The 13,508-nt window shown below is 61.7% G+C and carries 10 protein-coding genes; 9 read left to right on the plus strand and 1 reads right to left on the minus strand.

What is annotated here, in order from left to right; genetic code table 11:
* Positions 1-100: 100 nt before the first annotated feature.
* From AC1RCO_RS05695 to AC1RCO_RS05735, 9 genes are all read left to right on the plus strand, one after another.
* Positions 101-2,350: a type VI secretion system Vgr family protein gene (locus AC1RCO_RS05695; RefSeq protein ID WP_492617487.1), complete on the plus strand. Its 2,250-nt coding sequence runs from the start codon at positions 101-103 to the stop codon at positions 2,348-2,350.
* A gap of 11 nt (positions 2,351-2,361) precedes the next feature.
* Entirely contained in the window at positions 2,362-2,808 is a 447-nt protein-coding gene (locus AC1RCO_RS05700) for a DUF6484 domain-containing protein (protein WP_492617488.1), read from the plus strand.
* A 14-nt stretch (positions 2,809-2,822) separates the two neighbouring features.
* On the plus strand, positions 2,823-3,935 hold the full coding sequence (locus tag AC1RCO_RS05705) for a DUF2169 family type VI secretion system accessory protein (protein WP_492617489.1): 1,113 nt from the start codon (positions 2,823-2,825) through the stop codon (positions 3,933-3,935).
* Entirely contained in the window at positions 3,932-4,972 is a 1,041-nt protein-coding gene (locus AC1RCO_RS05710; protein ID WP_092137439.1) for a 3-oxoacyl-ACP synthase, read from the plus strand. Before AC1RCO_RS05705 ends, AC1RCO_RS05710 begins: the two co-directional genes overlap by 4 nt.
* Entirely contained in the window at positions 4,972-6,084 is a 1,113-nt protein-coding gene (locus AC1RCO_RS05715) for a PAAR-like domain-containing protein (protein ID WP_073698940.1), read from the plus strand. The genes AC1RCO_RS05710 and AC1RCO_RS05715 overlap by 1 nt, the downstream gene beginning before the upstream one ends.
* 27 nt (positions 6,085-6,111) lie before the next feature.
* The gene (locus AC1RCO_RS05720; protein WP_220222645.1) at positions 6,112-6,993 is read left to right on the plus strand and encodes a hypothetical protein; all 882 of its coding nucleotides are present in this window, start codon (positions 6,112-6,114) and stop codon (positions 6,991-6,993) included.
* Positions 6,994-7,017: 24 nt separating this feature from the next.
* The gene (locus AC1RCO_RS05725; RefSeq protein WP_492617490.1) at positions 7,018-8,268 is read left to right on the plus strand and encodes a TIGR02270 family protein; all 1,251 of its coding nucleotides are present in this window, start codon (positions 7,018-7,020) and stop codon (positions 8,266-8,268) included.
* A 99-nt stretch (positions 8,269-8,367) separates the two neighbouring features.
* On the plus strand, positions 8,368-9,348 hold the full coding sequence (locus AC1RCO_RS05730; RefSeq protein WP_346624270.1) for a response regulator: 981 nt from the start codon (positions 8,368-8,370) through the stop codon (positions 9,346-9,348).
* 20 nt (positions 9,349-9,368) lie between these two features.
* Entirely contained in the window at positions 9,369-10,286 is a 918-nt protein-coding gene (locus tag AC1RCO_RS05735; protein WP_065364055.1) for a LysR family transcriptional regulator, read from the plus strand.
* Here AC1RCO_RS05735 and AC1RCO_RS05740 read toward each other — a convergent pair.
* Positions 10,283-13,453 carry an ATP-binding protein gene (locus tag AC1RCO_RS05740; protein ID WP_492617607.1) on the minus strand — a complete coding sequence of 1,057 codons (3,171 nt, stop codon included), beginning with the start codon at positions 13,451-13,453 and terminating at the stop codon, positions 10,283-10,285. The genes AC1RCO_RS05735 and AC1RCO_RS05740 overlap by 4 nt on opposite strands.
* Positions 13,454-13,508: the final 55 nt, after the last annotated feature.

Consider the following 13,508-nt stretch of genomic DNA (forward strand, 5'->3'; position numbering starts at 1 on the left):
TCATCTCTGTGGTGGATGTACCGCGATGGATGGACACGATTTCCCCTGACCCCGCGAGACGGACGACTGACGCCCGAACACGAGCCAGAGGAAGTCGTTTATGGCAATAACGCAAAACAGCCGTTTGGTGCAGGTCGACAGTCCCCTCGGCGGCGATGTCCTGTTGCTGCAGAGCATGGAAGGCAACGAAGAGCTGGGGCGATTGTTCCACTACGAATTGGACCTCACCTCCGAAAACCGAGCGATCACATTCGACCAGTTGCTGGGCAAGCCGATGGGCCTGACCCTGGAGCTGCACGACGGCAGCAAACGCTATTTCCACGGCGTTGTCTGCAGCTGCCGGCAAGTGAACGGCCACGGTCAGTTCGCCGGCTACCGCGTCAGCCTGCGGCCCTGGTTATGGCTGCTCACGCGCACTTCGGACTGCCGGATTTTCCAGAACAAAACGGTGCCGGAGATCATCAAGCAGGTGTTCCGCGACCTCGGTTTCTCCGATTTCGAAGACAGCCTGAGCGGCAACTACCGCGAGTGGGAATATTGCGTGCAGTACCGTGAAACCAGCTTTGACTTCGTCAGCCGGTTGATGGAGCACGAAGGCATCTATTACTACTTTCGCCATGAGCAGGCGCGTCATGTACTGGTGTTTGCCGACGCCTATGGCGCCCACTCCACGGTGGCCGACTATGACTCGGTGCCCTTCTACCCGCCCGATCGGCAAATGCGCGAGCGCGACCATTTCTACGATTGGCAACTGGAGCGGGAAGTTCAACCCGGTTCTCTGGAGCTAAACGACTACGACTTCAAGCGCCCCCGCGCCAGACTGGAGGTGCGCTCCAGTGTGTCGCGCAGTCACAGCAACGGCGACCACCCGCTCTACGACTACCCCGGTGAATACGTACAGAGCAACGACGGCGAGCACTACGCGCGTACCCGCATCGAAGCCATTCACAGCCAGTTCGAACGCGTGCAGCTGCGCGGCCGCGCCCGCGGGCTGGGCTGCGGCCATTTGTTCAAGCTGACCGGCTACGAGCGCGAGGACCAGAACCGCGAATACCTGGTGGTGTTCGCACGCTATCAGATCCGCCAGGAACTCTATGAAAATGCGCAGCTGGACCTGTCCGAGCAGTTCACCAGCGAGCTGGACTGCATGGATGCCAGCCAGGCCTTCCGCCCTCTCCCCCTGACCCCCATGCCCATTGTTCGCGGGCCGCAGACCGCCGTGGTGGTCGGCCCCGATGGCGAGGAGATCTGGACCGACCAGTATGGCCGGGTCAAAGTGCATTTCTACTGGGACCGCCACGACCAGTCCAATGCCAATAGCTCCTGCTGGATGCGCGTGTCCCAGGCCTGGGCCGGCAAGAACTGGGGGGCGGTGCAGATCCCGCGGATCGGTCAGGAAGTGATCGTCAGTTTCATCGAAGGCAACCCGGATCGGCCGATCATCACTGGCCGCGTCTACAACGCCGAACAGACCGTGCCCTACACGCTACCGGCCAATGCCACTCAGAGCGGGGTGAAAAGCCGTTCGAGCAAGGACGGCTCACCGGCCAACTTCAATGAAATCCGCATGGAGGACAAGAAAGGTGCGGAGCAACTGTTTATCCATGCCGAGAAGAACCAGGACATCGAGGTCGAGAACGACGAGACCCACTGGGTCGGCCACGACCGCAGCAAGACCATCGATAACGACGAGACTGTGCATGTCAAACACGACCGCACCGAAACCGTCGATCACAACGAGACCATCACCATCGGCGTCAACCGCACCGAAAGCGTGGGCAACAACGAGGACATCAGCATTGGCGTCAACCGTACCGAAAGCGTCGGCAGTAACGAGACGATCAGCATAGGCCTCAACCGCACCATCAGCGTGGGCGCCAGCGAAACCGCGACCGTGGCCCTGCAACGCACCCATGCGGTAGGTATCAACGAGACGATCGCCATCGGCGCCGCGCAGGAAGTTGTCATCGGCGCCTTTCAAACGGTGAATGTCGGGGCCTACCAAAACGTCAACGTGGGCCTCTACCAGTCGACCAATGTGGGCACCAACCGCTCGGTGGACGTCGGAGCCAATCTTTCAACGACGGTAAAAGACAACGAATCGCGCCAGGTCGGCGCAGGACGCACGACCGATATCGGCAAGGACGATGAGCTGACGGTGGGCAAGAACCTTGTCATCGATGCCGGTGACTCGGTGACCATCATGACCGGCAAAGCCAGCATCGTCATGAAGAAGGACGGCACCATCAGCATCAGCGGCAAGGACATCACCATAGACGGCTCTGGCGTGATCAACATCAAGGCCAACAAGAACGTGGTGATCAAGGGACGCAAGATCCTGCAAAACTAGGAGTAACGCGTATGACGGTTCAATACTCACTGCCCACGCAGGCCCGTATCGATGGCGTAGTCGTCGGTGTACTGCTCGACCTGCCACAGGCCAGTGCGCCCTGGGTGACCTACCCCGGCTGCCCCGAGCAACAGAGCATCGCCGCCCGCAGCACCACCCTGCTCTCCCCTGAAGACATCGGCAGCCAAGTGGCGCTGATGTTCGAAGATGGCGACCCTTCCCGCCCGCTTGTGATCGGCCGCCTGCTGAGCCAGGCCATGGCACCCGAACCGGTTGCCAGCGTGCAACTGGACGACCAGCGCCTGGAACTGCGCGCCGAACGCGAGATCGTGCTGAGTTGCGGCAAGGCCAGCATCACCCTGACCCGCGCGGGCAAAGTGATCATCCAGGGCGCCTACCTGTCCAGTCGCTCCAGCGGGGTCAACCGCATCAAGGGTGGTTCGGTGCAGATCAACTAGACAGGTAGTCGCCTATGGAACTGCTCAACGCCAGCAAACTGCTTGCTGCCTATACCCAGGGCATGGAGCCCGATGGCCGCGAATCCCTGGTGGTGGTGGTCAAAGGCACGTTTAATCTGCCGCAGGACGGCCGCGCGGCGACCCTCGCCGAGACCCAGCAACCGCTGCTGATGGCCGATACCTTCCTCGGCGAACCCGGTCTCAGCGCCCCCCTGCAGGAAATGGACTTCGCACCGGTCAAGCCGTTCTGCGATGTGCTGGTGCGCGGCAAGGCCTATGCCCCAGGCGGGCGACCCGTGAGCCAGATGGCTGCGGGCATTCGCGTCGGTCAGATGAGCAAGGCCTTTTCCGTCCTCGGCCCCCGACAATGGCAATTGGGGCTACTGGGCGTTTCTCCCGGCTTGCCGCAGCCCTTCATCGAGCAGGACATCTCTTATGCCCAGGCCTTTGGCGGCAGCCATCCGATGGCGGAAGACTCCGAATTGCGTTACAGCTACCTGGACAATCCGACCGGTTGTGGCTGGTTTCCAAGCCGCATGGCTAGTGCTGCCATCGTCGGCATGCCGATGCCGAGCACCGAGGAATTGGGCAAGGCGATCGACAGTCCCTCTGGCGACTTCCGTCCTATGGCCCTTGGCCCCATCGGCCGCAGCTGGCCGCAACGTGCTCGCTTCGCTGGCACTTACGACGATGCCTGGCTGGCCGACCGCTTTCCGTTTCTGCCGGGAGATTTCGACCGTCGCTACTTTCAGGCGGCCCCTGACGATCAGCAGATTCCTTACCTGCGTGGCGGCGAGGATGTGTTGCTGCTCAACCTCACACGCCAGGAGCGCGCGGGCTTTCGCATCCCCGAAATGGACGTGCCGGTGACCTTCTTTCTGAAAAAAGGCGGTCACGAGACTGTGCAGGCGGTGATCGATACCCTGCTGATCGACACAGACGCGCTCCAGGTGCAACTGACCTGGCGTGTCTCCCGTGCACTACGACACAACATGTTCGAGATCGCTCAGGTGCTGGTCGGCACTATGTCCACAGGCTGGTGGCGCGCCCGCGAACTGGGCAAGGATTACTACCCGTCGCTCTCCTCCCTGGTAAAAGCCAGGCACGCCCCCGAGGAGACAGACTGATGACTGCACTTTGCATCATCGGTTCCGGCATGGTCAGCGCCGTTGGCCTCAGCGCACCCGCGAGCTGCGCGGCGATTCGCTGCGCTATCGATAACTTCCAGGAAACCCGCTTCATCGACTGCGGCGGCGAATGGCTGATCGCTGCCAGCGTGCCTCTGGAGCAGCCCTGGCGTGGGCGCAGCAAACTGATCAAGATGGCCGCCTGCGCCATCGCCGAGGCGCTGCAAAGCACCCCTAACGTCGACCCGGAAAAGACCCCGCTGCTGCTGGGGGTGGCGGAAGTCGAGCGCCCCGGCCGCCTCGACGGCCTCGATAAGGGGCTGCTGCACGCCATCGAAGCCGAACTGGGCCTGCGCTTTCATCCCAGTTCCAACGTCATCGCCTATGGACGGGTCAGCGCTGCCGTGGCCCTGCTTGATGCGCGTACGCTGATCTACCAGGGCGGCCATCGCCACGTGCTGATTGCCGGCGTCGACTCCTTTTTGAATGGACCGACGCTGGCCGCTTTCGAAGCACGCGATCGCCTGCTCACTAGCCAGAACTCCAACGGATTTATCCCCGGCGAAGGCGCCGCCGCCGTGGTGCTGGCCGCCCCCGTTGCCAGCGAAGAGCCGCAATTGGCCTGCCTCGGCCTGGGATTCGGCGTGGAGAAGGCCACCGTGGAGGCCGAAGGTACTCCCCTGCGTGCTGAAGGTCTGACTCAAGCCGTACGCGCTGCCCTGAGCGAGGTTGGCTGTGGGTTGGAGCAAATGGATTATCGGCTCACCGACATCTCCGGCGAGCAGTACTACTTCAAGGAAGCCTCCCTGGCCCTGAGCCGTACCCTGCGGGTGCGCAAGGAGTTCTTCCACCTCTGGCACCCGGCCGACTGCATCGGCGAAGTCGGCGCCGCCATCGGCCCGACGATGCTGGCCGTGGCCCTGGCCGCCAGCCGCAAGGGCTACGGTGACGGCCCGAATATCCTCTGCCACCTCGGCAACGACGCCGGCCAACGCGCCGCCGCCCTGCTCAGCTACCAGACCGTGAGGGCTGCCTGATGGCCAACGAGGTGTATGCCAACAATATGGAGATTTCCTGCAAGGCGGCCGATGGCAAGTCCGTCGCCTGCTTTCCGGATGTCTGCTTCACCCCGCCCGTGGCTCCGCCGACACCGATGGGGGTACCCATTCCCTACCCCAATACGGGTATGTCCAAGGACACCACCCGGGGCACACGAACGGTCAAGATCACCCGCAAAGAGGTGATGCTCAAGGACAAGAGTTACTTCAAGACAAGTTATGGGGATGAGGCTGGGAATGCGCCCAAGAAGGGGGTCATCACTAGCAAGATCAAGGGGAAGGTGTACTTCACTTCCTGGTCGATGAATGTGAAGTTCGAAGGTCAAAACGTAGTACGGCACCTTGACATGACGACGCATAACCATGCTTCACAGCCAGGTAATACCCCTCCCTGGCCTCACCTTTCCAAGATGTCGCCGAGCACCCAGGGAAAATGCAAAAGGGAGAAAAAAAGAGAAAGAAAATCCTGCCAGGAATACAAACCGTACGGTGAAAAGAATGTTTGTAAAGAGGCAGAGCTGAGCGGTGCAATGGTCAATGAAAGCGCTTGGGCCAGCAAAACAGCGACAAGAGCCAAAGCAAACAAATGCTTGTCGGCTCGCCGCTGTCAGTTAGTGCCGTACCGCCCTAAGGACGAAGCAGGTATAGCCGGATGTTGTCCAGCACAAACACCTGACCATGTCATACCGAAAAGCTCATTTTCTGTAGGAGCGTTCAGTAACAACAAGCGCCAGCCCGGCTGGGAAGAGTATTCGAAAGATACGGCGCCTTGTATGTGCGTTGAGGGCTGGGGGAACACTCATGGGAGTCATGGTGTCCGACACAGCGAGCATAAAGCTCTGGGGGTTATCGCTGGGGTCAAGAAAGGCGATATGCGCGAATTCAGTAAAGAGGCCTCCATGGCGGCCCAAAGTACTCGTGGCGCGTTTCCCGAGTCAAACTGTAGCGAACGCTGCCTCACGGCACAGTTGGCCGACGGGCATAAAAAAATGCTACCGCCAAATACGCAGCCCCCTAAAGTAAAACATTCACCAAGCGGAAGAAGTAAGCCTGCGGTATTGAACCGTACCGCGAGAAGGCCCTCCCCTTGAGCCACCACCCAATAAACGGATATTCATATGGCTGACGAATGGCTGGAAGATTATTACTACGCTTATGTTGCCGCCGTAGACGCACAGAAATCTTTTTTCGCTTTTCGGGAAATAGGACTAGAAGCCCAGGACGTTTCGCACACTATTTTCCTGGAGTACAACTCTGGAAAGTGGCGAGAAGTTGGCGAGGCGACTTGGGATACCGTTGCCATGACCACCGACCGGTCACAACAGATGCTGGCAATATCCGAAGAGGGTGAAATCGGGGAAGGCTATCTCGGCTCGACCCTCAGCTTGTCGGAAATGGATCCGCCACCGCTAATGCTCAGAGGGATAAGCTCGATAGGCGAATATACCTACTTGTGCGGAGTGTCCCGAGAAGTGTACGTACGCCATGGATCTTCTGCCTGGCAGCCTATACATGCCCCAAAGCCTACGAGTAAAGACAGTGTTTTTGGCTTCGAAGCACTGGGCGGTTTCTCCAATGATGAAATCTATGCCGCCGGCTGGAAGGGAGAAATATGGCTGCGGGAGCAAGGCAACTGGCGGCAAGTCGACAGTCCAACCAACTTTAAAATAACTGCATTGATATGCGCCTCTGATGGTTATTGTTATTTATGTGGCCGCCAAGGCACTTTGTTGCGTGGCAGAGCAGACACATGGGAAATTATCGATCTCGAAGAGTTCACCGATGATTTCTGGAGCATTGCTGAACACCAAGGAAAAATATATTTAGCCACCTTGTTCGAAGTATACGTTCTCGATGAAAGTTCTTTGCGGCCAGTCAACTGGAATATGCCAAAGCCCAATACTTGCTACTGTCTTTCCGCTAAAAACGGGGCGCTTTGGTCTGTTGGCCAAAAGGATATCTTGGTACATGACGGGCAGAGCTGGAGGAAACTTGCTTAACTCACTATTTTTCAAGACTTTGAAATGTACTCGAACTTGATTCCGCTGATTCTGGATCAACATGTCGAAGAAGCCAGCTTCCTCGCCGTCCTGCGTGACTATGCCCTGGGCGCACCGCACTACGACTTCGACCACCTCAGCCAACTCGACGAGCGCATCGACGCCCACCTTGACGGCCTTCGCGTCGCCGGCACCTGCGGCCTGGAAACCCTGTTGGCTCAACTTGGGCCACACGCCATTGGCGAGCTGTTCGCCAGTGTGGTGCTGGCCTTCGAGGCGGGTAACGCACAGGTGTTGTCACGGCTCAGCGAGCATTTGCGAAGTGCCGTAGAAACGGAGAGCGGCTACCTGATGGCCTTGGGTTGGCTCGACTGGAAGTGGGTATCGCCCTGGATCGATCGCCTGCTCGCCTCCCCCGACCCCCTGTTTCTGCGCCTCGGCCTGGCCGCCTGTGGCATGCACCGCCACGACCCCGGCCCAGCCCTGTTTACCGGACTTTCCCACGCCGACCCAAGCGTCCTGGCACGTGCCGCCCGCACTGCCGGCGAGCTGCGCCGTCGTGACCTGATGCCGACCATTCGCAGCCACCGGCAACACCAGGACACCGCCACGCGCTTTTGGGCCAATTGGGCCACCGCGCAGATGGGCGACGAGGAAGCGCTGGAGCCGCTGCGGCAGTTCGCCGAGCAACCGGGCCAGTTCCAGTACCGCGCGCTCTGTGTACTGCTGGCCTGGCAAAGGCGTGAGCACAGCATCGCCTGGATACGCCAGTTGATACAGAACCCTGAGCAACAGCGCGTCGGCATCCAGGCCGTTGGGCTGCTGGGCGACCCGGTCAGCGTGCCCTGGCTGATCCAGCAGATGAGCGACCTGCCTCATGCCCGCGTCGCCGGCGAGGCCTTCAGCCAGATTACTGGGGCAGACCTGGCGTTACTCGATCTGGAATTGCAGGACCTGCCGGATTTCGATGCAGGCCCGAACGACGACCCTGAGGATGCCAGTGTCGCCATGGACCCCGATGAGAATCTACCCTGGCCCGACCCGCAGTTGATCGCAGCCTGGTGGCAGGCCCATGGAGGTGATTTCCAGGCGGGCGTGGGCTATGTGCTGGGGCTGGCGCAGCGCGAAAGCAGTTTTCAGCAAGCGCTTGTCCGGGGCCAGCAACGCCAGCGTATTGCCGCCGCCTACGGCATCGCCCGCTTCCGGCCGACCGAAGTGCTTTTTCCCACCAGCGCACCGGCCTGGCGGCAAAAGCGGTTGTTGTCCGGAGGATGAGCAGGCGATTCATTCTCTTCGACTGCGGCAGCTGGACGCTAGGTGCCCATAAACCAAATACGCTAGACTGCCGGCCTACTTTGTTCAGGCCCCCTCGTCATGCCCGCAGAGCATGTTCCCAAGCCCTATACGCTCCTGGCCATCGACGATGATCCGCAATCGTTGATCGTGCTGTCGAAAACCCTGACCGCCGAATATGAAGTGCTGCTGGCAAAGAACAGCGAACGGGGCCTGGCCCTGGCTCGCAGTGCCAGCCCCGATCTGATCATTCTCGACATCCTGATGCCGGAGATGGATGGCTTCCAGGTGCTCAGCGAGCTCAAGAGTCATCCGGCGACTGCAGCCATTCCGGTGATTTTCCTGACCTCGCGCAGCAGCGTCGAAGACGAACGCCTGGGGCTGCTGCTGGGCGCCGCCGATTACATCGCCAAGCCGATTTCGCCCCCTGTGGTACTGGCCCGGGTGGCAACGCAACTGGGCTACCGCAACAAACCCCTGCATGACCTGCAAGCGGTGGCCGGACCTTGCGCCGGCAGCGACATGCGCGACGGTTTTGTCAGTGCGTTGACCCTGCAACTGGCCGGCAATCCGCAGATTCGCCTCCAGGCCCTGCTCGATACCCTGTCGATTCTGCTGCGCAGCAGCCCGAGCCGGCGCGACCCCGCGGCCTTGCGCAGCGCTGCCTGCCTGGCGCTGATGGGCCTCAATCAGCCGGGCAGCCGTATCGATCAGGCCCTGGGTCACAGCAGGCTGCTGATTGAAGAGATTCTCGCCCACGCCGAGCCGGAAGACCCGATCCTCAACCTTGCCTGGAAAATCACCCACGCCGATGCCTTGCTCAAGGGCCCTGGCGAGCTGCACACCTGCGAGCAGTTGTCCCTGTCGGCCCGTCTGTTCGCCCTGGCACTGAACTACCACCTGAGCCTGCTCCAGGCCAGCACCGAGGACCTCCACAGTCGGCATGCGCAAGCCATGGGCCAGATGTACCGCCAGCCCGGGTTCGAGCAATGCATCGCCGGCGACCCGGAGCCGCTGTCGGCGGCCTTGCTGAGTTCGTCACAGAGCTTTTTCGGCCGGTGAATGGATGGTGAGCCTGGCCAATGCCTAACTTCGCAGATCTGGAGCTGTTCATTCTGATCGCCGAGCTGCAGGGCCTGTCCCCCGCCGCTCGCGTCATGTCGATCACCCCGGCTGCCGCCAGCCTGGGGCTCAAGCGCCTGGAAAACCGCCTCGGCGTGCGGCTGTTCACCCGCTCCACCCGCACCATGAAGCTCACCCCCGAAGGCGCACGCTACCTGGAAAGTGCCCAGCACGCCTTGAAGATCCTGGCCAACGGCAAGCGCTCGTTGCGCCACGATGACGGCATGCTGGAACTCACGGTGTCTTCCGACCTGGGCCGCAACCTGCTGCTGGACATGCTCGCCCGGCTCAAGCAGGAACGGCCGCGCATGTACATCAAGCTGGCGCTGAGCGACAAGGAAGAGGACCTGCTCAAGGGCCGCTTCGATGCCGCGTTGCGCTACGGCAAGAACCTGGCCCTGGATCTGGTCGAGCTACCGGTGCTCAAGCAGCATTACTTCATCGCCTGCGCCGCGCCCGATTACCTGGCCGAGCATGGCCAGCCCGAGTCGCCGGAACAGCTGAGCGAGCACGAATGCATCATCTGCCACAGCATTGGCCGCCCGGAGGGCCGCTGGCGTTTCCATGGGGCCGGCAAGGTCGAGGACGTGCCGGTACAAGGGCATTTTTGCTGTGATGATGGCGATGCTGCACGGCGCTGGGCCGTGGCTGGCCATGGCGTGGTCAACCTGCCGCTGCTCAATGTCGTGGAGGACCTGCTCGCCGGTCGCCTGCTGCCGTTGCTGCCCGGTTGGCAGTCCGACGCGGCGCCGCTGAATCTGGTGGTCTCGCACCGCTCGCAGATCACTTCGTCGTTGCGCGCCTTGCATCAATGCCTGGTCGAGCACTGCACCGACCGCATGGCCCGCTATCAGGCCCTGACCCAGGACACCCGCTAGCCCTGGAAGTCGACAAGCAGGTCATGGGCCTGCTGGAACTCCAACCGGTAGATCCGCTCTTGAATGGCCCGCAGAGGGCCACAGGGGTATTGCTCGTACAGTTCATCGATCAGCGCCAGGGCCTGGGCATTATGGCTGAGCAGCAGCTTGGCCAAGCGCTCCAGTGCCAACACCTGCTCAGGGTCCAGCCCCAGCTGCTGCGGTGCCAGATCCCCGTCGGCTGCCACTGGCAGGGACGCCAGGCCGGCCAGCACCGGTTCCAGGCACCGCGCCAGCTGCTCGATCAGCGGCCCCAGCGCTGCCGGCCCGCCCGCCTGTTCCTCCAGTTGTCCAGCGGCCTCTTTGACCGCCGTGGCACCGATGTTCCCAGCGTTGCCCTGCAGGCTGTGGGCCAGAGAGCCGAGGGCGGCCAGGTCCCCTGCGGCATGGGCTTGCCACAAGCGTTCGATGACCTGCTGCTGGCTGTCACGAAAGTCGGCCAGGAGTTTGCGGTGCAGGGCCAGGTCCTGGTTCACCACCGCCAGCCCGCGCGCGGTGTCGATGCCTGCATAAGTCGAGTTCAAGACGCTTGTACCCGGAGGCGCCGGAACTTGCGCTACCGGCATGTCCGTCGCTTTGATCCAGCGCACCAGGGTCCGATAGAACGCCGCGACCTCCAGGGGCTTGCTCAGCAGATCGCTCATGCCAGCCGCCACCGCCCTGCCCTGCACATCGGCCTGGCTACTGGCGGTCACGGCAATGATCGGCAGCCACCGCAGGTGCGGATACCCGCGAATCTTGCGGGTCGTGGCGAAGCCGTCCATGACCGGCATCTGACAATCCATCAGCACAGCGTCAAAGCGCCCCTCCTCAAGCAACAGACGCAGGGCCTGCGCACCGTTCGCCGCCAGCACCACCTGGACCCCCACGCGCTGCAGCAGGCCCTGCAACACTTCCTGGTTGAGCCCGTTGTCCTCGACCACCAGCACCCGCGTCCCCACCAGCCAGCGTACCGGGTCATTGATCGTACCCTGCCCCGCTGCGGCACCAGTGGCTGGCGTGGTGCAGTTTTCCTCAAGTGGTAACGGCGACAGGCTCAACTGCACGCTGAACTTGAATGTTGCGCCCTGCCCTGGCTGGCTTTTCACCCAGATATCACCTTGCATCAGTTGCACGATTTTCTTCGAGATGGTCAGCCCCAGGCCGCTGCCGCCATAACGCCGGCTGATGGACCGGTCGGCCTGGACAAAGACATTGAACAAGCGGGCCTGCTGCTCGTCGCTGATGCCCACCCCGGTGTCGGTGACGCTGAAGCACAGCAGCGCCTGATGATCCCACTGGCGCACCAGGCACACACCGATACAGACATGGCCGGCCTCTGTGAACTTGATCGCGTTGTCCACCAGGTTGGTCAGCACCTGGGCCAGACGCAGCGGATCACCCACATAACGGCGCGGCAGTGAAGCCGGAATATCCAGTTGCAGCCGCAGCGCCTTTTCTTCCGCGCGCTGGCGGACCAGCAGCAACACATCGTCCACCAGTTCCCGCAGGTCGAAGCCCACTTGCTCCATGCTCAGCTTGCCGGCTTCGATCTTCGACAGGTCGAGCACGCCGTTGATGGTGCCCACCAGGTGTTTGGCCGCACGGTCGATCTTTTCGATGTAGTCGCGCTGCACCGGCTCCAGCGGCAGGTCCAGTGCCAGGTGGGCCATGCCGATGATCGCGTTCAGCGGCGTGCGGATCTCATGGGACATGCAGTCGAGAAACTCCGACTTGGCCTGGGTCGCCCGCTCGGCATCCTGTCGTGACTGTTGGATTTGCGCTTCCACCGCCTTGCGCTCGCTGATGTCTTGCAGCACCCCGGTGACCCGCGTCGGTGCTCCACTGGCGTCGCGCTGCATGATCTTGCCGATGTCCAGCACCCACAGCCATTGCCCCTCTTTGTTGCGCATGCGGTACTCAGCGCGGTATTCGCCGACTTCATCGTTCAGGTGCGCCTTGAGCCGGGCCATGACCGGCTCGTAGTCGTCCGGGTGCACCAGAGCGGTCCAGCGCTCCAGGCCATGGCCGAAAGCCTGTTCCATCTGCTGTTTGCTGTAGCCAAGAATCTGCAGCCAGACATCGTTGTTGATGACCGTCCCCAGGCTGAGGTTCCAGTCCCACAGCCCCAGGGCCCCGCTTTGCAGGGCCATGTCCAGGCGCTGTTCGCTCTGCTCGATCTGCGCCACGTCGCGCTTGTGCCGCCGGGCATCGGCCAGACGCCGCAGGCCGCCCCACAGCAACAGCAAGAACACCAGGGCACTCAGCCCCTCGATCAGCAGCACCTGTTCCCCCGGCAACAGCGTATCCAGGTCGCCCAGGGTGATCAGGGTCCAGGGACCACTCGGGTCATTCCAGTCGAAATCCACCCGGGACAGGCTATAGCGCCGGCCGTCCAGCTGGATCACCGACTGATGGGCATCGAAGGGCAAGCGTTCGGGCACCCCGTTGGCAAACCGATAGTCGCTGAACTGGCGGCGGATCTCCCCCGTGAACCGGTTCCAGGGCCAGGCGCGGTCGGACTTGAGGATAAAGGCCGGGGAACTGGCGGCCAGCACCACGCCGCTGGGGGACAGGATCATCTTCAGATCGTCGCTGTACGGCTTGCTCAGGCTGGCATCGAGCCTATCGGCATCAAAACGCGCCACCAGCACCCCGATCACCTTGTCCTGGCGCGTACGCGACTCGAAGATCGGTGCCGCCATGTAGAACATGCGAGTGCCGGTGGTGGCGCTGATGGCGCCGTAGACACTGCTGCCGCCATCGAGAGCCACCTTGAAGTAGGGGCGGAAGGCCACGTTCAGCCCCAGGGGCGTCTGCCCGTGCTGGTCATGGGCCGCTACCACCACCCCTTCCCGGTTGAGAACAAACGCATGGTTGGCTTCCACCACCAGGGACAGGGTCTTGAGGGGAATGGTGGCCCGCTCCATCAGGTCCGCAGAGGGTTCGGGCTCCAGGACAATGCGTTTGAGCGAGGGGTTGTGACGCCCGAGGATCGACAGTGCGCCAATGGCAAAACCGTTGGATTTCCATTGTTCCAGGTCCTGGGCCTGCTCCCGGGTCTGCATCTGGATGCTGGCCCGGTAGACGTCTTCGACCTGCACACGGTAGTAGTTGCCCAGCGCCCCTGCGGCGCCGCCCGCGATCATCACGCCCAGGGCATAACAGCAGCGCCTGTGACTGTCGAAGAAGTCCAATAACCCG

Source organism: Pseudomonas sp. GW823-FHT03E05 (assembly GCF_058796855.1).

Excerpts from the sequence above, each read along its gene's own strand:
- AC1RCO_RS05695 (WP_492617487.1), top strand. The coding sequence starts at position 101 with ATGGCAATAACGCAAAACAGCCGTTTGGTGCAGGTCGACAGTCCCCTC.
- AC1RCO_RS05700 (WP_492617488.1), top strand. The coding sequence starts at position 2,362 with ATGACGGTTCAATACTCACTGCCCACGCAGGCCCGTATCGATGGCGTA.
- AC1RCO_RS05705 (WP_492617489.1), top strand. The coding sequence starts at position 2,823 with ATGGAACTGCTCAACGCCAGCAAACTGCTTGCTGCCTATACCCAGGGC.
- AC1RCO_RS05715 (WP_073698940.1), top strand. The coding sequence starts at position 4,972 with ATGGCCAACGAGGTGTATGCCAACAATATGGAGATTTCCTGCAAGGCG.
- AC1RCO_RS05720 (WP_220222645.1), top strand. The coding sequence starts at position 6,112 with ATGGCTGACGAATGGCTGGAAGATTATTACTACGCTTATGTTGCCGCC.
- AC1RCO_RS05725 (WP_492617490.1), top strand. The coding sequence starts at position 7,018 with ATGTACTCGAACTTGATTCCGCTGATTCTGGATCAACATGTCGAAGAA.
- AC1RCO_RS05730 (WP_346624270.1), top strand. The coding sequence starts at position 8,368 with ATGCCCGCAGAGCATGTTCCCAAGCCCTATACGCTCCTGGCCATCGAC.
- AC1RCO_RS05735 (WP_065364055.1), top strand. The coding sequence starts at position 9,369 with ATGCCTAACTTCGCAGATCTGGAGCTGTTCATTCTGATCGCCGAGCTG.
- AC1RCO_RS05740 (WP_492617607.1), bottom strand. The coding sequence starts at position 13,453 with ATGATCGCGGGCGGCGCCGCAGGGGCGCTGGGCAACTACTACCGTGTG.